Source organism: Pseudoalteromonas sp. CH_XMU1449-3 (genome assembly GCF_037027245.1).
In the GTDB taxonomy this organism is placed as follows: Bacteria; Pseudomonadota; Gammaproteobacteria; order Enterobacterales; family Alteromonadaceae; genus Pseudoalteromonas; species Pseudoalteromonas shioyasakiensis.
On record NZ_JAYMDY010000023.1, the window covers coordinates 1 to 22,058 of the forward strand.

Annotated in this window: 12 protein-coding genes and 1 pseudogene; 6 read left to right on the plus strand and 7 right to left on the minus strand. The window is 41.4% G+C overall.

From position 1 onward, the window contains the following. Positions 1–768, minus strand: a 768-nt coding sequence (locus WA256_RS18935; RefSeq protein ID WP_335992920.1) for an IS4 family transposase, incomplete at its 3' end; no start/stop codon positions are given. A gap of 523 nt (positions 769–1,291) precedes the next feature. Between WA256_RS18935 and WA256_RS18940 the strand changes: the two are divergent. After that, a pseudogene (locus WA256_RS18940) lies at positions 1,292–3,369 on the plus strand (TonB-dependent siderophore receptor). A 46-nt stretch (positions 3,370–3,415) separates the two neighbouring features. Here the strand turns inward: WA256_RS18940 and WA256_RS18945 are convergent. Both WA256_RS18945 and WA256_RS18950 read right to left on the minus strand, forming a co-directional pair. Beyond that, positions 3,416–5,596, minus strand: coding sequence for an extracellular catalytic domain type 1 short-chain-length polyhydroxyalkanoate depolymerase (locus tag WA256_RS18945; protein ID WP_335992902.1), 2,181 nt, complete (start codon positions 5,594–5,596; stop codon positions 3,416–3,418). A gap of 218 nt (positions 5,597–5,814) precedes the next feature. Continuing rightward, on the minus strand, positions 5,815–8,769 hold the full coding sequence (locus tag WA256_RS18950; protein ID WP_332393415.1) for a glycoside hydrolase family 2 protein: 2,955 nt from the start codon (positions 8,767–8,769) through the stop codon (positions 5,815–5,817). Between the two features lie 703 nt (positions 8,770–9,472). Between WA256_RS18950 and WA256_RS18955 the strand changes: the two genes are divergently transcribed. Together WA256_RS18955 and uxaC are read left to right on the plus strand one after the other, a co-directional pair. After that, positions 9,473–12,253, plus strand: coding sequence for a TonB-dependent receptor (locus WA256_RS18955; RefSeq protein WP_062565775.1), 2,781 nt, complete (start codon positions 9,473–9,475; stop codon positions 12,251–12,253). A gap of 288 nt (positions 12,254–12,541) precedes the next feature. Next, on the plus strand, positions 12,542–13,984 hold the full coding sequence (gene uxaC / locus WA256_RS18960; protein ID WP_335992905.1) for a glucuronate isomerase: 1,443 nt from the start codon (positions 12,542–12,544) through the stop codon (positions 13,982–13,984). A 35-nt stretch (positions 13,985–14,019) separates the two neighbouring features. On the opposite strand, the gene WA256_RS18965 is transcribed toward uxaC, so the two are convergent. From WA256_RS18965 to WA256_RS18980, 4 genes are all read right to left on the minus strand, one after another. Beyond that, the gene (locus WA256_RS18965) at positions 14,020–15,036 is read right to left on the minus strand and encodes a LacI family DNA-binding transcriptional regulator (protein WP_332393420.1); all 1,017 of its coding nucleotides are present in this window, start codon (positions 15,034–15,036) and stop codon (positions 14,020–14,022) included. 88 nt (positions 15,037–15,124) lie between these two features. Beyond that, on the minus strand, positions 15,125–16,426 hold the full coding sequence (locus tag WA256_RS18970) for a TRAP transporter large permease (RefSeq protein WP_130167677.1): 1,302 nt from the start codon (positions 16,424–16,426) through the stop codon (positions 15,125–15,127). Continuing rightward, the gene (locus WA256_RS18975) at positions 16,426–16,911 is read right to left on the minus strand and encodes a TRAP transporter small permease (RefSeq protein ID WP_062565778.1); all 486 of its coding nucleotides are present in this window, start codon (positions 16,909–16,911) and stop codon (positions 16,426–16,428) included. Before WA256_RS18975 ends, WA256_RS18970 begins: the two co-directional genes overlap by 1 nt. Beyond that, complete coding sequence (locus tag WA256_RS18980; RefSeq protein WP_095209690.1) at positions 16,908–17,804, minus strand: TRAP transporter substrate-binding protein; 897 nt, start codon at positions 17,802–17,804, stop codon at positions 16,908–16,910. Before WA256_RS18980 ends, WA256_RS18975 begins: the two co-directional genes overlap by 4 nt. 379 nt (positions 17,805–18,183) lie before the next feature. Between WA256_RS18980 and WA256_RS18985 the strand changes: the two genes are divergently transcribed. From WA256_RS18985 to WA256_RS18995, 3 genes are read left to right on the plus strand one after another with little or no spacing between them, the layout of a single operon-like run. Continuing rightward, entirely contained in the window at positions 18,184–19,641 is a 1,458-nt protein-coding gene (locus WA256_RS18985) for a tagaturonate reductase (protein WP_269407233.1), read from the plus strand. Positions 19,642–19,643: 2 nt separating this feature from the next. Further along, entirely contained in the window at positions 19,644–21,131 is a 1,488-nt protein-coding gene (locus WA256_RS18990) for a UxaA family hydrolase (protein WP_269407234.1), read from the plus strand. Next, positions 21,131–22,051 carry a sugar kinase gene (locus WA256_RS18995; protein ID WP_335992908.1) on the plus strand — a complete coding sequence of 307 codons (921 nt, stop codon included), beginning with the start codon at positions 21,131–21,133 and terminating at the stop codon, positions 22,049–22,051. Before WA256_RS18990 ends, WA256_RS18995 begins: the two co-directional genes overlap by 1 nt. Positions 22,052–22,058: the final 7 nt, after the last annotated feature.

Below are 22,058 nucleotides of genomic sequence, written 5' to 3' on the forward strand. Positions count from 1 at the left end.
AGTGGTTTTGAGCTCAATTATCAGGTCATTGTTACCAACCTTAGAAACGACTTCGTATTGTAAATCAGGTCTTGCAGGTATTAGCCAATGCCTTTCTTCTCCAGTGCTGTGCCATCGATTTAACAAGCCCAGTGAATAGTACCCTTTATCAAACATGGTCAACGAGTGGTTAGGTGTACGCTCAATCAGTCGTTCAGCAAGCTTCATTTCATTCGTCTTATAGTTATCAAACTCACTGCTTATCAGTTGGTGGCTGGTGAGTTCCATATGACAAACCATGCGAATTTGTGGGAATCCTGTATCACCATATTGGTTGCTAGCCGATGAGAATGCTTCACGATTCTCATCTGAATCGGCCGTACGCCAAACAACACCATCAACCGCTAATAAATTTAACCCAGCCCACGTGTCAAACTCTTCTGTATGGTACATATTATCAGCAGCTTTATTAAAGACTTGCTTAACGGGGTCATCACCTAATCGCTGGCGAGCTTGAACCATGGCACTCGGGGCGACTAACTGATTTTTGCCAGGCAGCATAATGTCTAGTTTATTCGCAATATTCCAGACAGATTCTTTACGAAATAATGCCATGCCAATAACAGACCAAAGCACAGCTTCTAAAGGCAACCTGCGCTTTCTAACTGTGGCTACTCCAGCTTGTTGAAAGCCTTGTTCAATCAGGTCAGAAGATAAAATTTCAGATAATTTTTCAAACGTGTGATAACGAGTGCTTTCTTCGAAAGCAGAATGAAGAGCTTGTTCTATATTCACAAAAAAATCCGTAGTTAGTTGCCTAACTACGGATTGTGCATGATCATTCTGATCGGTCAACTGATCAACTTCTTAACTGATCAGCATTAGCCTTAGGGCGCCTTTTTCATATCTAATTAGTAATACCAATCCGCAATAATACTTAATCATTTTGAGGGATTAAACCTGTCGCTACCTGCGTTAAAAATTTCTGATTTACGACTGCATGGATGCAGAAGGTAGAGCAATGCAGGAGCAATTGCCGAGCACAACTAAATAACGAAATTTTTGCCTTGTTACCAACGAGGTTTTATTGCCTCAAAATAGACCACTTAATTAAGCGAATTGGTATAAACTTGCCTTTTCATACAGACAAAACTCTTCGACATAATTTGTTACATTTATTTGTATTAACATACCACTTTTGCGGTGAATGGTGATGATAACTATTATCAGTTGTGATAACTTACCCGCCAATTGTTTCCTTATTAAAAACAATAACCCTATAAAAATTTGCTAATAACACGCGGAGATAAAAATGAAATTCACTCAGTTGCCTATTGCAACCGCTATTCTTTGTGCACTTTACCCTCAAATCAGTTTTGCAGAGCAAACGACTGACGTAGAGGCTAATCTCGAAAAAATCGAAATTGTAGGTATTCGACAAAACCGTATTAGTGAAGGCGCGACAGGTTTAGCGCTAGAAATTGATGAAACTCCGCAATCTATCAGTGTGATCTCTGCTGAGCAATTAAAGAATTATTCCGCTTTTAACATTAATGATGCTTTACGCTTAGCGCCAGGTATCAATGTTGAAGAATGGGAAACTAACCGTACCAACTATACATCACGTGGTTTTGAAATTAAGAATACACAAATCGATGGGGTTGGCTTACCGAATGACTGGGGTATCGTTACCGGCGCAATGGAAGCATACGGCTACGAAAAAATTGAAGTTATTCGTGGTGCCAATGGCTTACTCACTGGTGTAGGTAATGCATCAGGCACGCTTAACTATGTGCGCAAACGCCCTAAAAACGAAAACGGCGGCGAAATCGGTGTCTCTGTTGGTTCATGGGATTTTAAACGTTTACAAGCTGACTATTCTCTTTTACTAACCGAATCAGGTAGTTGGGCTGCTCGTTTTGTGGCTGCTGCAGAAGATAAAGAGTCATACCTAGATGGCCTTGAGAACAACCGCGAGTTCTTCTCTGCAGTGGTAGATGGTCAGCTTACAGATAACTCAACGGTTACTATGGGTTATTCTTATCAAGACGCTGATACCGATGGCAACACCTGGGGCGGCCTTGTTTATAACTACACAGATGGCACTCAAGCTAAATGGGATGTCAGCGACACAACCACCCAAGAGTGGACAATGTGGGACACCATTAACACCTCAGCGTTTGTTGAATACAACTATGTTTTTGCAAACGCGTGGCAACTTCAAGCGAGCTACAACTTCCGTGGTTTTGAAGAGCAAGACAAACTATTTTATGCCAGCGGCAGCATTGATAAAGACACCAATCTTGGCCTAAGTGGTTGGCCGGGTCGCTACGACAGCGAAGTGGATGCTGACTTATTTGAAATCAAAGCATTTGGTGCCTTTGAATTGTTTGGTAAAGAGCACCAAGCAAGCTTTGGAGTAAGCCATGCAAAAAGCGATGATGTGATGTATCAACACCCGTTTGATTTTGCAAATACACCCGCTTATGGACCAACGCCTGCGTTTCCGTACGATTTAGATGCGACCCCTGAACCTGATTGGTTAACGCCGGTTCTGTATTCAGATATTGAACAAAAGCTAACCCGTTACTTTGGCTCTGCTCAGTTAAACATTACGGATAAATTATTTACTGTGGTTGGTTTTAACGCTATTGAATTTGAACGCTCAGGTATGAATGCCGGTGCATCTATCGATAATGATGAGAGCGAAACTAGCCCATATATCGGTTTTACCTATAAGTTAAACGATGATTTAAACTTATATGCTAGTTACTCAGATATTTATCAGCCACAAGAGCAAGCTGATTACAACGGCCAATACTTAGCACCTACCAAAGGCACTAACTTTGAAACCGGTGTTAAGGCTTCTTGGTTTGATGATGCCTAATGACAACATTTGCCTACTTTACTGCTGAGCAAGATAACTTTGCGCAATATGCGGGCCTCACTGAAGATGGTATTTATTACTATGAAGGCGTGTCTATTGAGTCAGAAGGCTATGAAATTGAAATCACAGGTAAAATCACCGACGCTATGAATATCGTCGCATCTTATACACATATTGATGTAACAGATGAAAATGGTGATGACACTAATAAGTGGGCACCTCGCGATGTTGTCGGTGTAACAGTAGATTATGCACTAACAGATGCAATGGTTGTGGGTTTAAATGGCCGTTGGCAATCTAAAATCGAAAGCACTGATTACAATGTTAAGCAAGGTAGCTACGCGCTGCTAAACGCCTTCGCGCGTTGGAATATTAATGACCAAGTTGCAGTACAAGCTAACGTTAATAACATTACTGATGAGCAATATATCAATAGCTTACAAACCGTGGGGTATTATGGCGCGCCAACAAACGGTAGCCTAACTCTGACCTATAAGTTCTAAACACAGTTTAGAAAAAAGTGTCGCCTGTTTGGGCGACACACATCTATTAATTAGGGCAATTACCTAATTCATAATACCCAGCACTAGTTTGCGCTAAGGTACTGGTATAAAAAGTGTTATAAAGACCTAGGTTATCACCTGAACCCACCGCATAGGTGTAAGAGCCATTCGTCGTTGCACGATTTGCTTGCACATGCGCATAGTTGCTTGAGGTGGTTTCAGTGCATTGGTAATCACCATTCGGGGTTGAGTCACACGCATCACCCACACCATCTGCATCACTATCTAGCTGATCACTATTGGCCACCAGCGGGCAGTTATCTAGGCTATCACTGACACCATCGCTGTCGGAGTCACTCGCTTCACCATCAGGAGTGCTGTCACACACATTACCGATCCCGTTATTATCGTTATCGGCTTGATCAGCATTCGCCACATTCGGGCAATTATCTGCGCCGTCGAGCACACCGTCGTTGTCTGCGTCATTAGTCGGTTCTGTGGTGGTTTTGCATGCCTGTAATGGCCCTGCACAACTTGAGTCATCATCAGCAATCCACTGACATTGATTTGTGCCCGCTGAATATTCACGCATTGTAAAGGCAGCGGTACCAAACGCTAAATAACAGGCAGAATAACCTTCGCCCCAGCTAATGTGGCCCTCGTTGATATGAAGATTGTAATCGCCTGTCACGCCAGCATCGATGACAAAACTAATGCTATCTGTTGATGTAAGCGCAGTATCATCGCTCGCGGTTATCACTGCGGTATTATTACCACCAGCCAAATTGCATTGCTCAGCAAAATACTCAAGGCCATTCACTGTAGCCGTCACATCACCATTGCTAAAACTGACCACTACAGTGCTTAAATTTTGATTATCATCAATCACCGTGCCCGTTACCGTAGCGCACTGCCCGTTTACACTAGCCGCAGTGTCACTCAGTAGCGGTGCTGTAGCCGCAGGCTCTGGTCCAACGCGTACCGTTAGATTAGCTTCATCACCTTGTTTCGCTTCATTATCTGTGGCACTGACACGCACTTCATAGAGCCCATCGCTGAGTGCACTTGTCACCCCGCTAAAAGTATTATTCGCATCGACTTGCACGTTCAGTGACTCAATTAAGCTTGCCGCGCCACCGGCTAGGCTATACACGTTTATATCAACATTGGTTACACTGCCTTCTGGGTCGATTGCACTGCCTGTAATGGTGAGCTGGTTATTACTGTCTGTGGCAGTTAAATTACTAATTTCAGGGCCTGCATTACGATCAACTCGTTTATTGTTAGCCGCAAAGTACTCACCGAGATAGGTTGCAAAATTAATACTGTTTGCCGCCACATAATCACCAGACGCACCTTGCCCGCCCGACCATGAGTGATCCAAATTATTAAACCACAGCATAGCAACTCGATTGTCTTGCCAAAGTGACTGCTCAGCGGTACGTGTTGCATCATCACTTATTGTCGTCGTGCCTGAAAGTTGATTAACCCCATAAAGGGCAGCAAAGCCATCTGCATTTTGCTGGTTGTAACAGGTATTGACTGTGGTATCGGCAGTACCGTGACCAATCACCGCTATTTGTGTAGCAAAATGATCTTTATAACTGCCAGCATAGCTTTCACAGCGGGATACAAAGGTGTTTTCAGACACTGTTTCACAGGTCGAAATTGCCCCACTTGAACTTGTGCCGATGGTCGGCCCTGCGCTTGGTGCAACTCCGGCAAATACATCAGGCGCCACACAAGCCGTTTGTGCAGCCATTGCGGCTCCAGATGATAAGCCTGCAATATACACTTGTTTAGGGTCAATATTACGCGCTGCATCAGAACTTAATGCATTGGCTAAATTAATTAAATTCTTATAATCGCCAGAGCTTCTATTGATTGCTCCTTGCCAATATGACCAGCAGCTATAGCCTGCTTTATTCATAGCATCAGGAACGGCTATTACCATGCCATGGGCTTCGGCTGCATCTTCAAGATTCGCAGTTAAGTAGTTATTAATGGGTTGCACGCAGCCATGTAATACCAACATCAAAGAATGGCCATTGCCTATGCTTGATTGCGTATCAGGAGTGTAAATATGAACATTATTAAAACCGCCAATGCTGACATTTTGCTGCCAACTCCCTGCAAAACTTGGCTGTGAGAAAATAGCAGCACAGAGCACTGCGAGCGGAGTAAACGACGCTGATTTTCGTTTACATAATTGTGTTACTTTTTGCATATATCGCCTTTATAGTCGTTATCATTGTTGTCTGTCAGTTGATGACTAACTCAATGTAGTAGAACTATTTAAAAAGCGACCTATAACTATAGTGCTACACCTATAAGAAACCTTAACCCCAAATAACCACTTTTTATTAATGCACTTTAGTGGATTAAAACAAAAAAGCGCTGCAGGTTTCTGCAGCGCTTTTACTAAAACAAATGAGTCTTTGTAAATTAATATATCGTTAGCTTGATATTGTTTATTCCTCTTTCTGCCACAGGTCGACCTTGTGGGCCAAGGTGGTGGGCTGCATGGAACTTAGACCCTATTGCACTAATTCTGTGTAAGAAGCTAATTTCTTCATCATATTTAAGTGCTAATGTATTATCAGGACGCTCACCATCATCAGGCTGCATAACTCGCGCATATAGATCTGGAGTTGCAGTAGAGAAAGTGATTTCACTTTGCTCAGAGCTTAATGTAAGCCACTGAATATCCGAGAAGTACCCTTTAAACTCTGGTAATTCCCAGCGCTCGCCAGCAACGCCTTCATTATAATCATTTTCCCAAACAGAGTAGTTTACGCCCTCTAAGCGGTTAGCCCATACACGGTAAGGGCCATCACCTAACCAACGTTTATGCTCAATTGCTTTTTTCGGATAATTAAAACCAACGCCATGAAGGATGTATTCACCGTCAAGCCAGTAATCAACATCCATTGATAAATGACCTTCAGGGTGAACAGTCCAAGTTAGCTTTGTAATGCCTGCTGGCGGGTTCATCACTTCAATCACTAGATCATTAGCAATAATTTCAGACTTTAATTCTGTCGGTTTTTTATCTTGTTGCGCTTCTTTCTCAGCATTTGGATCATGAGTTAGCCATGAACCAATACCATTATAAACCCCTTTATTTAGTGAGTTATCAGAACGAAGTAGCTTAGGACCATTTGTCAACGCCGCAGTTTGACCTTGCTTACTGTATGACTTTAATAGACCTGTTGTTGCATCAAAAATAATTGTTCTATCAGCAGCCTTAACCGCTAACTCAGATTCGTTTTGACTAACAATTTGAGCTGGTTTAGTTGCTGATGCCTGATTTTCAAATTGCTCTTGAGTTAATTTTGCAAGTTTAGCCGCACTTTGGATAGGCCAAGCATCTGTCCAAATTGAATTCTGCTGCTGGTCAAAAAATTCAACCTCTAACCAACCATTTTGCTGCCAATTGTCAGGTAAGTTCAATTGTACTGTTCCTGTCGAGTCTGGCTTAATAGCAGGGAGTGTGGCTTTATTGCTCGCCACAAGCTGCTTCTTATCAGAAAACGCAGTCACTGGCTGATATAAACGCCATTCGAGCGACATAGTTGATAGATCAACAAAGTCATACAGGTTTTTAACTTGCAACTGACCGTCAAAAGAACCGGCAAGTAACTGGCCATTCTTTAAGTTTTCAACTTGGATTGGTGACCAAATCTCTTTAATTGTAAAAAAGCTCGCTTCTTTTTCACCATAAGGTCCAACAATACCATCTGGCGCATGGTTAAAGTCGGTATCAACACGGCCATTTTGATCTGTACGCTCAACACCTTCATCAGCAAACACCCACAAGAAACCACCGGCACCAACAGGAGTTGACATCATGAAGTCCCAAAAATCTCTCAAACCTGCACCATGGCCACCATCATACAAGCCATGTAAGAATTCGGTTGGGAAAAATACTTCATTACGGGCTTTTTTAGCTACTAGTTCCGAGTAAGTTGGGTAATGATCAGTATCGATATTACGGAACAACTCCCAAGGATGAAGAATTGGACGGTTTTGAATGTCATAAAGGTGATAATCATCATCAACATCGGTATTAAAACCGCCTTCATTACCGTTCGCCCAGAATAAAATACTTGGGTGTGCTTGGTCACGTTTAACAAGCTGAGCAACTAGGCGTCTCGCTGATGGCGTATCAATAACTGGCTTTTGCCATGTGCCTAACTCATTAATAACATAAATACCAAGACGGTCCGCCGCTTCTAAAAAGTGCACATCGGGTGGGTAATGCGACATTCTAACAGCATTCATGTTCATGCTTTTCATCGTCTTAATGTCATCGATGCTGGCTTGTTTAGTCATAGTACGTCCAGTTGCTGGACGGAAGCTGTGACGGTTAACCCCTTTAAGGATAATTTTTTCGCCATTTAAATATAAGCCGTCATGTGGGCGTAATTCAAAAGTTCTAAAGCCAAAGGTTTTATCGAACCTATGTAGAGTTTTAGAGCCTTCTTTTAAATCAATACGTACTTGATATAAATTAGGCGTCTCGGCGCTCCAAAGCTTAGGAGAGTCCACGTTAGTTGCTAAGTTAACCTTGTTACCATTAAGTGTGGCATTAAACGTTTCACTTACAGGATTGCCATCTAAATCTAAAATTTGTGCTTCAACTACAGAAGCATTTGATTTATCTAGTCCTTCGAGATAAACATCCATTTTAAATACACCAGACGCTTTTGCATCTAATGAAACCCAATCAATATGAGATTGTGGCAAAGACTGTAAAAAGACTTGACGATAGATACCACCGAACACCCAGTAGTCTGCTGCGCGTTCTGCTGCTTCGATACTTTTGTTAGCCGAAACTTTATCTACCACAACCTTTAGCTCATTAGCTTCACCACTTTTTAAATATGGCGTTATGTCATAGCTGAATCGATAAAAACCACCTTGGTGGGTTGGGCCCACTTGTTGTTGGTTCACAAACACAGTGGCATCTGTCATCACACCATCAAAAACAATTTCAATTTTGCGACCAGACCAATCAGCAGGTAGGGTAAAATCACGACGATAAATACCTTGTTCGCTATGTTTATCTGGGATGTAGCCGTAATCATAGTTACCGAAGCCTTGTTGCTCCCAGTTAGAAGGAACATCTATTTTGCTCCATTGACCACAGTTTTGCCCTTCACTACAGTAAAAGTCCCATTTCACCGCATCATCACTGCCGGTGCCGCTTAACATCATGATGTCTGTTTTAGCTTGATCATTAGGCTGAATGTCAACACTTTGCTGACTATTACAGGCTACAAACAAGAAGCTTAAGCAAGCGATAAACGCATTTCTTATAATACTGGTTTCAAACCATGCAGGTTTGCTTATTAACCTTAACTTTTTTTCAAGCCGGCCAAAATAATCCTTCCTCATATGTGTTCCTCTAACTGTTGAAATTATAATGTTTTTAGAAAATTTTAAGTCTACACAAGCTTATATTAACACCAATTATATACATATCATAATACAATTGCCACCGGTAGCATTTTGAACTTTATCCTCCTTGCGTGCTTGTTTTACGCATCATATTTGACACTACAAAACGTACTATCATATTAATTTTAATAAATAAATTAACAATCATGTCATTTATTACTTAGCTTGCACCAAAAAGAAATAAAGCTTTGCACAACAACAGAACAAACTCTTCCTGAAGCAGAAAATAATACAAACCGCCATGTAACTACACATCTAAATTCTTTATTTGAAAATCATTAAAAAATTAAACCGTTGATAATAAATGACTTATTTTTAAAATACACAGAAATAAGTAACAAATCATTAAAAAGAATATAATAATACTTAAACATCTAAATTTTCTGTGTTATAAAATTTAGGAGCGTGGTTAGGGGGATGAAGACAACACAACAAGCCTGGCATGCTTACTTGCGGTGCAACTATTTGGCTAAAAATGCCACCGGTGGCAAAAATGCAGGAAAAATACACTTATTAAAAAAACACACGATATCAGCACCTTGTCGAACATTAGAGGTTTTTCTAATGATGCTGATTTAACACTGAATCAAATAACTTCTGTTATTGATTCGCATTAAAATAATTTTGGAGGTTATTTTAAATGTTTAAGAAAACGACATTAGCCAGCACAATTTGTATGGCCCTTTTTGGGCAATGTGTTTATGCAGCAGATGAGGCTGCAGAGCAAACACAAAACGCTCAAGCAAATGACAACAATGATTCCCTTGAAATAATTGAGGTTGTTGGGATCCGAAGCAGCTTAAATAAAGCCGTTAATATCAAGCGCCAATCAATTCAGGTTGTTGATGCGATTGTTGCCGAAGATATTGGTAAGTTTCCTGATAATAACCTTGTTGAGGCGCTACAACGTGTAACGGGTGTACAGGTAACAGACCGCGCATCGGGTGAAGTAAATACTGTTACAATCCGTGGCTTAACCGATGTTACAACAACAATTAATGGCCGCGAAATGTTCACCGCAGCAGGGCGTCAACTTGCTGTTGCAGACATACCTGCAGCATTACTTGAAAGTGTAGAGGTATACAAAACACGCAACGCCAGCCAATTAGCGAGCGGTATTGCGGGTCAACTTAATGTTCGCACCCAACGCCCATTTAATTTTGAAGGCTCAAAGGTTGTGGTCAATGCCCGTGGCGTTTATCAAGACCAATCTGAAGAAACCGATCCTATAGTGAGTGTGCTTGCCAGCAATCGTTGGGAATCATCAGTTGGTGATGTCGGCGCATTAATTAACCTTTCATTTGCTAGCACCAGCTACCGAGATGAAAATAGTGCACCAGGTGGTTTCGTGCCATTTAGAGCTGATAACTTAAATCGCATTTACCCATGGCCAACTGGCCTTGAACACGGTATGGACAGAACGCCAGGGGCAACCATGTATGACCCTGCAACTGACAGTGAGGTTGAGTACTATCTAAGTCGTGACGCACTAAATCAGTCAGATCTAACTGGTAAACGTGAACGCCCAGCAGTAAACCTGTCATTTCAATGGGCACCAAATGATACATCAGAGTATATTTTCGAAGCATTTTACAATGGCTACCGCAACGAAAGTAATAACCACCTACTATTTTCATACGCAGATTCTTCACGGGTAGAAACCGTGACACAACCAGTGTTGTTTGAAGGCACAAATGTCATCAAATCCCGTGCTTGGGGTGACTCAGGTGCATTTACCAGCGGCGACTTTTCTAAGAGCCAAACTGATAGCTACATGTTTGCATTAGGTGGTAAATGGGCGCTATCTGAAGATGCAACACTAAAATCTGAGTTGGTCTATCAAACAAGTAAATATGAACGTGAGTTTGTTGCTATGCAGGCAAATACTCGTTTCCCATTTGTCATGGCAGACTTCAATCATGAAGACGGCATCATGGCATGGACTGTTTACGATGAAGAGTTTGGTACTCCACTTGATTTAACCGATCCAAGCTTATGGACCACCAGTACCATGTTCGACAACGGCGGTGAGGATAATGGTGATGGCTTAACATTCACGCTTGACCTCGACTTCTATGTTGACTGGGGTATCTTTACAAAAGCTAAAGCAGGTGTTCGTTATGATAAACGTACAGCTGATAGCAGTAGTCGTGATTCTAATCGATTTAACCCTATTCCATTAGCATCTCTAGGCTCAGAAGCGCACTACGTAAATAGTGATTTCTTTGATGGGAAAAGTGATTTGCCGAGATCATGGGTTGCCTTTAATGCAAAAAACTTATGGCAAAACCGTGCAGAGTATCGTGATACGTTTAATTTCTACGATAGCGCCGATGGCGAGCGTCGAATGACGCTACAAAAGAACTTCGATATCGATCAAACTTCATGGGCTGCGTATGTGCAAAGCCAATTTGAAACACAACTTTTTGGTAATCGATTAGACGGTGATATTGGTCTTCGCTATACCTACGCAGGCGCTGACATGGACTTTTACCACTGGGATGGAGAAGTTGGTGGCATAGTACAAAGTACTGGCCGAAACAGTAGCGCAAAGTTCTTACCTAATTTAACGCTACGCTATCATTTAAGCGATGATTTAATTACTCGTTTTGCTTATACGCAAACCTTACGCCGCCCAGAGTTTGGCCAATTAAATAGTTTTATTAATTTACGTCCAGACACTACAAATGTTGGCTATGGCAACGCAAGCGGTGGTAATCAAAGTCTACGCCCAGTTGAATCTACGAACTATGACTTCTCACTAGAATACTACTTTAATGAAGGTAGCTCAGCGTATGCGACCTACTTCTACAGAGATATAGAAGGATTTGTTTTTGATTCATTACGCCAAGCTCAATTTCCAAACCCAGAAACAGGCGAGATGGAAGATTATATACTTTCTCAACCCGGCAACACCTCCAATGGTGTTCTTAAAGGCGTTGAAGTTGGCTTAGTTTACTTCCCTGAATCTGTTCCACAATGGTTAGATGGCATTGGCCTTCAAGCAAGTGGTACCTTCTTGGATTCGGATCAAGACATTCCAATCTTCAGCAACGAAGGTGAATTAACAGGGTACACAAACAGAAGCGTATTTGGTGTTTCAGATACCTCTTACAGCGGTGTATTAATTTATGAACGAGAAAATTTCAGCACTCGCCTCTCTTACGTTTGGCGTGACTCATTCTTAAATCGCTATGGCTCAGGTCGTTTCGCGCATCCACGAGGAGTTTATCGTCGACCAGAACAAAGTTTAGACTTCCAAGTAAGTTACGATGTCACTGAAGACTTAGTTGTGACATTTGATGCGACAAACCTAACAGATGAGGTTTATCGTCAATACTACGAACTACCAACTGTTCTAAACGACTCAGCGTCTATTTATAGCCGTACATTCGGCTTAGGATTCCGCTATAGCTTCTAACTAAGTTTAGCAAAACCAAGGAAGGTTTATTTGATTCCCCCATCAAGTTAGAAAATAAAGCACTGTACCCTCAGGGTCGGTGCTTTTTTCATTTTAGATAGACTAGATTTATCTTCGCGCAACAACATTGCCACCGGTGGCAACATTTGCTAAAGTTGATTGCATAAATAACAGTCTTAGGCCATTAAAAAACAACTAACGTGCCTAAGTTACTCACTGCTAATTAAGTTTAGTCATTACATATTTAAATTTTGCCACCGCTGGCAACGCAAGATTTTGAGGAACCTTATGTCAATTAAATCACAGCCGCTTTCACTTCACCCTGATAGGCTATTTTCGAGTGACCCGGCAATTGTTAGTGTTGCCCGAGAGCTTTATGAAGAAATAAAAGATCTTCCAATAGTCAGCCCACATGGCCATACAGACCCAAAGTGGTTTAATAAAAACCCTAACTTTGGCAACGCCACTGAACTCTTTATAAAACCAGATCACTATGTATTTAGAATGCTTTACAGCCAAGGTATTGAATTAACCGAGCTTGGTATTCCTGAGCATGGTATCGATGGCGATTTAACACGATCAAAAAATGCAGATCCAAAAAAAGCTTGGCAGATTTTTGCAGATAACTATTACCTATTTGCAGGTACCCCAAGTGGCTACTGGTTAGATGCCGTTTTTTGTGATGTATTTGGTTTTAAAGAAAAGCTTAACTCTGAAAACGCACAACAATACTACGATAAAATCACCGCTGAACTTGCAACAGATGCTTATAAACCACAAGCATTAATGGATCGCTTTAATATAGAGCTCATAGCAACAACTGAAGGTGCATTAGATTCACTTGAACATCATAAAGAGATGGCTGAAACGGCCATGGCCAAACGAGTTATAACCACATTTAGGCCTGATGATGTTGTGGATGCGAGCCGAGAAGACTTTACTGACAATCTCGCTAAGCTTGGTGAGTTAACAGATCAAGATACCAGTACTTGGCAAGGTTATTTAGAAGCAGTTCGCATTCGTCGCGCTTACTTTAAAAAAGAAGGTCGAGCAACTGCAACCGACCATGGTCACCCCAGTGCGATTACTGCTGATTTATCACTATCTGAATGTGAAGCATTATTTAAAAAATGCCGCACAGGTAACGCGACAGAAGAAGAGCAAGAGCTATTTCGTGGCCAAATGCTAACGGAGCTGGCTGGTATGAGTATTGAAGATGGCCTTGTGATGCAAATTCATCCTGGCGCACATCGTAATCATAACCAGCCAATTTTCAATCAATTTGGCCGTGATAAAGGCGCAGATATTCCAAGCCAAACCGAGTATGTTAATGCCCTTAAGCCTCTTTTAACTAAATATGGTAATCATCCAAAGTTAAAAATCATTTTATTTACCCTAGATGAAACGACTTACAGTCGTGAGCTGGCACCGCTTGCTGGTCACTACCCTAGTTTAAAACTAGGTCCGGCATGGTGGTTTCATGATAGCCCTGCCGGTATGCTGCGTTTTCGTCAGCAAACAACTGAAACCGCAGGTTTCTATAATACGGTCGGTTTTAATGATGACACGCGTGCTTTTCTATCAATTCCAGCAAGACATGATGTAGCACGCCGAGTTGATTGCCGCTACTTAGCAGAGCTTGTTACAAATCATCAAATAACGATTGAAACAGCCCACGAGCTTGCTTATCAACTGACTTATGGGTTGGTTAAAAAAGCGTATAACTTATAAAAATCTAGCACGGCATTATTGACATAATGTCGTGCTTACTCAGGAACTCGAGATGTTGATTCGCGTGTCACCAAATGTGGCGTTACTGTTTTTGGCATAGGTAGTTTGTCTTGATTACCACGAGAGCGATTAATCAACTTTTGTACGGCTAAGCATGCCATATTAAATACAGGTCGGCGTATTGTTGTCAGCGATGGAATGATCCGAGATGCAAGAATATTGTCATCGAACCCCGCGACCGATAACTGTTCCGGCACTTTAATACCTTGGTTGTTAGCCACACGAAGCACAGCTGCAGCCATCTCATCATTGTTAGCAACGATTGCTGTTGGCCTAGGTTGTTTGTTTAATAACTCCCTAGCGCACTCTAAACCACTGTCGTAACTATTTTTGCCTTCAACAATATATTCTGAGGGTAAATTTACATCATAAACCTGCAATTCAGCTAAAAAGCCAGCTAAACGCTCTATTGATGAACGATAATTTTGTGGGCCAGAAATAAAGCCAATATCCTGATGGCCTAATTCGACTAAATGGTCTGCCATATCACGCATTGCTGCACGCTCGTCAGATACAACAATATTATCAGCGTCATCCAAATCAACTGATGCAAGCCTTACGTATGGACAATCAACATCTCTTAACGCCGCAGCGAGCTCTTTGTTTTCTGATACCGGAGGCAAGATAATGACGCCATCTAATTTTGAACGAGCGATAAAACGTAAGCAGTCATCAACAAAATCTTCGCGTTTTGCAGAGCCTGGGTGTACCACTAACTCGTAGCCTAATTCAGCACAGACACTCAATGCACCTCGTTGCACTTCATCAATATAGAGTGCATCAGGGTTATCATAAATTAGCCCTAACAAATACGAACGGCTTGAGGCTAAACCCCTGGCTTGCTTATCTGGCGAGAAGCCCGTTTGCTTTATTATCTCAAGCACTTTTTCACGTGTTGCTTCACCTACCGCAGGGGAGCTATTTATTACACGAGAAACGGTACGTTTTGATACCCCCGATAAGCGGGCAATATCATTAATTGTCACTGACATAGAAGATTCCGAAATAACTAACTTAGCTATAGTAGCACCAAGCTTTTATCCATAAAAGCTGTTAACTCTAGCAAAGCAATTGTTTTTATTAATCAATCAACCCTAGTAAGCGAGGTAAAAACTCACTTATGGCAGGTAAATAGGTCACCAACATAAGCACCATAAACATCACACAATACAAAGGCAGCATTGGCTTAATGATTTTATGAAGCGAAGTTTTTGCTACTGCGCAGCTAACAAACAATACACTACCAACCGGCGGCGATACCAAACCGATTGATAAATTAAGCACTATCATTACCCCAAATTGCACTGGTGACATGCCAAACTGTGCTGCAACGGGCAAAAAGATCGGAGTAAATATAAGCACAGCGGGTGTCATATCAATAAAAGCACCCACTAATATTAAAATGAGATTGATTAATAACAAAATCAGTAATGGGTTATCACTTAAGGTTAAGAAAAATTGACTCACCATTTGCGGAATGTGTGAATAGGATAAAACCCACGACATCGCACTAGAAGCGGCAATAATGAGCATCACGATTGCCGTTGTCTCACAAGCTTTTAGCAGTATTTTAGGTAACTCATCTAGCGATAATTCTTTATATACAAAAACGGCTAAAACCAGTGCGTATAATACAGCGACAGCCCCAGCCTCTGTGGCTGTGAATACTCCCCCTATAATACCGCCAATAACGATTATTATGAGTAGCAAACTAGGGATGGCTGCAATCACTTTTTCTAAAACCAAAGCAAGTGGTAAACGTGCTGCTACTGGGTAGTTGTTTTTTAAAGAATAGATGGCACAAACCAACATCAGTGTTAAGCCCAGTAAAATACCTGGTAAATACCCAGCAACAAACAGTGCCGCGATCGACACTCCGCCACTTGCTATAGCATAAATAATTAAGATGTTACTTGGCGGTATTAGCATACCCGTGGTTGCTGCGCTGGCCGTGACCGCAGCGGCGAAGTTTTCACTATAACCGTGCTTTTTCATTTCTGGCACCATAAAGCTGCCTATCGCCGATGTGGCCGCCACTGCAGAACCAGAAATTGCGCCAAACATCATACAAGACATCACATTGACCAGCGCTAGACCGCCCGGTAAAAAACCGACCATAGCCATAGCAGATTCAATTAAACGCCTAGCTATGCCCCCCTGCCCCATGATCAGACCCGATAAAATAAAAAACGGAATGGCCAGTAGTGCAAAGCTATCTATTCCACCTATCATTTGCTGCGCAATGGTCGTTGCCGCTGGAGTAAAATCCATGTGTAAAACCAGTGCTAACAAGGTCGACAGAGCAATACTAATTGAGATCGGAACATTGATTAACAGTAGTGTGAAGAAGCAAACTAGCAACAAGATGGCTGTCATTTCCATTATTCTTGCTCCTGTGTTTGTCTAAAAAAATAAATGATATTTTCAATGCAATTAAGTGTGATAAGTACGCCGCTAATTGGCAAAGCAACGTAAATAAACCCCATATTGATCCCAAGAGCAGCTGAACGTTGATCTAATGCAAAGCTTAAGTTCATCAACATACCGCCTCCATAAACTAATAGGCTGAGCGCGGTAATCAGTACTGAAAACTCAATTAAAAATGAACACTTACGACGTATCGTTGGAATCATCTTCTGATAGAAAAGATCAAGCCCTAAGTGTGCTCGGGTACGATAGGCATACGAAGCACCTAAAACGCCAATCCACATAAGTAAAAAACGAGCAAGTTCTTCAGTGTAAGAGTTAGGGGACCGCAAAATAAAGCGTGAGAACACCTGCCAACTAACGACTGCAACAATGGCAAACATCGCAACAATTAATACCCATTCAATGAGCTGATTTATTTTCGCATTAAACTCTTTCATAACGCCTCCTGCATCGCTTTTATTGCCGCAATTTGTGCGGCGATAGGCGTGCCTTTAAATGAGGCATGAAAAGGGGCTACTTTCTCTTGAAACACTTGTTTATCTGGGTAAATAACCTCAACACCCGCATCAACAACGGCCTGTAATGCCTGATCAGATGCTGATTGCCACAAACTACGTTGATAGGTAACAGAATCTTGCATTGCTAACTTCAGCCAGTGTTGCTGCTGAGTCGTTAATTGCTGCCAAACCTTTTGACTAGCAACTACGATGTCAGGCACAAAAGTGTGTTCATCTAGGGTGTAGTATTTCGCAATTTCATAATGACGAGATAGGTAATAGCTAGGCGGGTTATTTTCTGCACCATCGACAACACCTTGTTGCAGCGCAGAATAAAGTTCACCCCACGCAATGGGAGTGGCAGCGCCACCTAAAGACTGCACAGTAGCAATAGCCATTGGGCTAGTTACAACTCTAATTTTGCTACCAATTAAGTCATCGGGCGTTCTAATAGCTGCATCTGTTGTGTAAAAACTGCGACTACCCGCATCATAATAGCCAAGCCCTTTAAGGCGAGCTACAGCTAGGTCATCAAGCAATTTTTGCCCAAGCTGACTATTGAGTACTTTCCAAAAGTGCTCACTATCGTTAAATAAATAAGGCACCCCAAATACTTTCATTTGAGGCACAAAGCCTTCAAGTGGGCTTGACGATACTTTTGTCATCGACAAACTACCGATTTGTAATAGCTCTATTAATTCTCTTTCCGTGCCTAATTGTGCTGCGGGATAAATCACAATTTCCATTTGATTATCAGAGTAATAAGCTAAACGCTCTGCCATATACTCCATGGCTTGATGGGTAACATGACGGGTATCTAATGTATGCGCCATTGTTAGGCGAATAACCTTGTTGTCGTCACTGCAAGCACTGATAAAAAGTAAACAGCAGCAGAGAAATAGCGTGCTCAGAAGATTTTTATGCATTGTTGTGTCTTATTTGTGTGTTCAATTGTGTGTTCATGTTGTCTTATATAATCCCCTATATTTCATTAAGGTACACGGCAATCCAAGCCATGAGCTGCGTATCCATTTAAAAAATTTTGTGAGTTTTAAATGGAAAGCTATAAACAAACGTTAATTGTATTACTTATTTGTTAAAGGCCAGTTTTGACTACCGGTAGCAAATTGTCAAATCTTATTTGCCACCGGTGGCAAAATTAACTACTATGTTCTGCAATACACTGTAACAATGCTAAGAGCGGGCACAAAAATGCAAACTTTAAATCGTAAAAACTTTAATAAAAACAAATATCCAACGAGTATAATGCAGTTTGGAGAAGGCAATTTTTTACGTGCATTTGTCGATTGGCAAATAGATAAGCTTAACGAACAAACCGGTTTAAATGCCGGTGTTGCTATCATCAGACCCATCGACTACGACTCGCTGCCACTTCTTAATACACAGGATGGCTTATATACCTGTATTATTCGTGGTATCAATGAGCAAAACAAAGCTGTTTCTGAGCAGCGTATTATCAGTTGCGTTAACGAAGAAATCCCTGTTTACAAAGAGTTTGATAACTATTTAAAGCTTGCCGAGAACAGCGACCTTAAAGTCATTTTTTCGAATACGACAGAAGCCGGCATTGAATACATTCCCGAGGACAAGTTATCTGATACCCCTGCAAAGGCATTTCCTGCAAAACTAACGCAATGGTTATTTCACCGCTTCAAGCACTTTAATGGTGCAAGCAGTAGTGGCATGATCATAATTCCTTGTGAACTTATTGATTATAATGGCGAAAAGCTTAAAGAGATTGTATTGCTGTACAGTCAGTTATGGGATTTACCAAGCGAGTTTGTAAACTGGCTTAACGAGCACAATCATTTTTGTTCATCCCTCGTTGACCGTATTGTGACGGGTTTTCCGCGCGATGAACATCAAGCTTTACAGCAACAATGCGGTTATTACGACAACTTCATGGTAACAGCAGAATACTTTCATTTATTTGTGATTCAAGGACCACAGCATTTAGCTGATGTATTACACCTTGAAGGAAGTGACTTAAACATTAAGGTTGTTGACGATATTGCGCCTTATAAGCAACGAAAAGTGGCTATTTTGAACGGTGCGCATACTGCTATGGTTCCACTTGCCTATATGGCAAATATTGATTCGGTTGGCGAGGCTCTCGCTTCACCTCTACTTGAAAAATACGTTACTAAACTGATATTTGATGAAATCATCCCGACTCTATCCTTACCTAAAGAAGAGTTGCAGATTTTCGCTAATGACGTATTAAACCGCTTTAAAAACCCTTATATATGTCACCTACTGATGTCTATTTCATTAAATAGCATGACTAAATTCAAAACACGCTTGTTACCTCAATTAGAGCAATATATTAGCGACAACAAAACTGTACCACCACTCATTGCAACAGCTTTAGCTGGGCAAATATTGTTTTATCGTGGCGAGCGAAATGGCGACAAAATTGAATTAGCCGACAATCCAAAGTGGTTGGCTTTATTCAACGAGCAATGGCAACAACATCAGCAAGGATCAATAACAACCTATGAGCTGGTTAGCTCAGTGTTAGCTGCAAAGTGGCATTGGGATAAAGACTTAAATGAAATTGCAGGCCTTACAGATAAAGTAACTGAGCAACTAAGTCTAATGCTATCAAGCTCAGTTGAACAAACGCTTGTTAACTTATTGGAGTCATAAGCATGAGCAGACTATTACGACTTCATAATACTGATGATGTGGCCATTGCCTTACAGCCAATCAATGCAAATGAAAGAGTCGAATTTGAAGGCTTTTCTTTTACAACGTTAGAAGACATAGATAAGGGTCATAAAGTTGCGCTTAAGCCGATTGCTAAGGGTGAGCGAGTCATTAAATATGGCGCCCCAATTGGTTTTGCACTTGAAGATATTAACCCTGGCGCATGGGTACACACACATTGCATCAAAACAACCTTACACGATGAATTAACTTACCAATATCAGCCAGAGTTCGTTGCACAAGCCCCCGAGGAACCATCACCTGAGGTCAATATTTACCGTCGTGCTAATGGTGAGATTGGTATTCGTAACGAGATATGGTTGATCCCAACCGTTGGCTGCGTGAATGGCATGATCAAACAAATGAAAGATGAGTTTTTACGTAACCATGCTGATCTTGAAATTGATGGCGTACACATATTTCCACATCAATTTGGCTGCTCTCAGTTAGGTGATGATTTAGAAACCACAAAAGTTTTATTGCAAGATATGGCTTTACACCCAAATGCCGGTGGTGCGTTAATCGTTGGTCTAGGGTGCGAAAACAACCAATTAGCTGCTTTTAAAGCGGGTTTAGGTGAAATAGACGAATCACGAATTAAGTTTTTAATTTCACAACACTCTGATGATGAAGTTGAAGATGGCGTAGCTCTGCTAGAAGAAATCTACAGCGTCGTTAAACACGATAAGCGAGAAACCGGCAAGCTCAGTGAAGTAAAATTTGGTCTTGAGTGTGGAGGCAGTGATGGCCTATCAGGGATCACAGCCAACCCCATGCTTGGCTACTTCTCTGATTACTTAATTGCTCAAGGGGGCACAACAGTCCTGACGGAAGTCCCCGAAATGTTTGGTGCAGAGACATTACTCATGTCTCGCTGTAAAGATGAAGAAACCTTTAATCAACTTGTCAGCATGGTTAATAACTTTAAAGGTTATTACAAAGCACATAATCAGCCTATTTACGAAAACCCTTCTCCTGGTAATAAAAAAGGCGGAATTAGTACATTAGAAGATAAGTCGTTAGGTTGTACGCAAAAGGCTGGCACAAGCAAAGTACAAGCTGTGCTTGAGTATGGTGAACGCTTAAGTGTCGCTGGTTTAAATTTACTTAATGCACCGGGTAATGATCCCATTGCCACCAGCGCACTTGCCGCTGCAGGCTGTCATATTGTGTTATTCACAACTGGCCGAGGTACGCCTTATGGTGGCTTTGTGCCGACTTTAAAAATTGCTACTAACTCAGAGCTAGCAAATAAAAAAACGCGCTGGATAGACTTTGATGCCGGTGTGCTAGTCAGCGGTAAAAGCATGCCTGAAGTGCATCAGGAATTTGTCGATTTATTAGTTGAGATAGTAAATGGAAAGCCAACTTGTAACGAAGTTAATGATATTCGTGAAGTCGCTATTTGGAAAAAAGGAGTCACTCTGTAATGCAGGCTAAAAAAGTCGCCATTATTGGAGAGTGTATGGTGGAATTGTCTGGCGAGCTGTTCACAGCCATGCAACAAAACTTTGGTGGTGACACCATGAATACCGCAATTTACCTAAAGAAATTAGCAGGCGAAAGAATTGATGTTTGTTACTTCACTGCCATGGGTGAAGATGCATTAAGCCAAGCTATGATAGCTCGTTGGCAGGATTATCAAATAAATTGCGACTTTGTTCTCAAAGATAAGCAAAGACACGCTGGCCTTTATATGATTCAAACAGACCAACATGGCGAGCGTTCTTTTCAATATTGGCGAAATAATTCTGCAGCAAAACACCTTGTTCAGCAGCCCAAATTTTATAATATCATCAATAAATTAACTGAGTTTGATGCTGTTTATTTATCAGGCATTAGTTTGGCAATTTTGCCCCCAGATGATTGCTATGCATTACTTAACGAGCTGACAAACTTAAAACGTGCAGGTGTAAAAATTATTTATGATAGCAATCACAGGCCTTCGTTATGGCACTCGATGCAATACTGTCAGGATATTAATAAGCGGATGGCGCAATTAGCCGACCTGGCTTTGGTTACGTTTGATGATGAAGCACTGATTTGGAGTTGCAAAGATATTTCTGCTTGTAGAGAGTGGCTTCATGGATTAGGCGTTAAAGAACTTGTAATTAAAGATGGTGGAAATGGATGCCAATACAGTACGTTAGAGCAGCAAAATGCAACGCATCATCCTACCAATAAAATTAATAAAGTCATTGATACAACAGCGGCAGGAGATGCATTTAATGCTGGTTTTTTATCGGCTTGGCTACAGGATCAGGCTATTGAAGAATGCGCAAAACAAGGAAATTATATTGCAGGGCAAGTCATTCAGCACTACGGCGCTATCGTTGAGATAACAACCTAAGTTTTAC

Bases quoted from the DNA above. Each gene is read 5' to 3' on its own strand.
- WA256_RS18985 (WP_269407233.1), top strand. From the start codon at position 18,184: ATGCAAACTTTAAATCGTAAAAACTTTAATAAAAACAAATATCCAACG.
- WA256_RS18975 (WP_062565778.1), bottom strand. From the start codon at position 16,911: ATGAAAGAGTTTAATGCGAAAATAAATCAGCTCATTGAATGGGTATTA.
- WA256_RS18945 (WP_335992902.1), bottom strand. From the start codon at position 5,596: ATGCAAAAAGTAACACAATTATGTAAACGAAAATCAGCGTCGTTTACT.
- WA256_RS18965 (WP_332393420.1), bottom strand. From the start codon at position 15,036: ATGTCAGTGACAATTAATGATATTGCCCGCTTATCGGGGGTATCAAAA.
- WA256_RS18980 (WP_095209690.1), bottom strand. From the start codon at position 17,804: ATGGCGCATACATTAGATACCCGTCATGTTACCCATCAAGCCATGGAG.
- WA256_RS18995 (WP_335992908.1), top strand. From the start codon at position 21,131: ATGCAGGCTAAAAAAGTCGCCATTATTGGAGAGTGTATGGTGGAATTG.
- WA256_RS18950 (WP_332393415.1), bottom strand. From the start codon at position 8,769: ATGAGGAAGGATTATTTTGGCCGGCTTGAAAAAAAGTTAAGGTTAATA.
- WA256_RS18955 (WP_062565775.1), top strand. From the start codon at position 9,473: ATGTTTAAGAAAACGACATTAGCCAGCACAATTTGTATGGCCCTTTTT.
- WA256_RS18970 (WP_130167677.1), bottom strand. From the start codon at position 16,426: ATGGAAATGACAGCCATCTTGTTGCTAGTTTGCTTCTTCACACTACTG.
- uxaC (WP_335992905.1), top strand. From the start codon at position 12,542: ATGTCAATTAAATCACAGCCGCTTTCACTTCACCCTGATAGGCTATTT.
- WA256_RS18990 (WP_269407234.1), top strand. From the start codon at position 19,644: ATGAGCAGACTATTACGACTTCATAATACTGATGATGTGGCCATTGCC.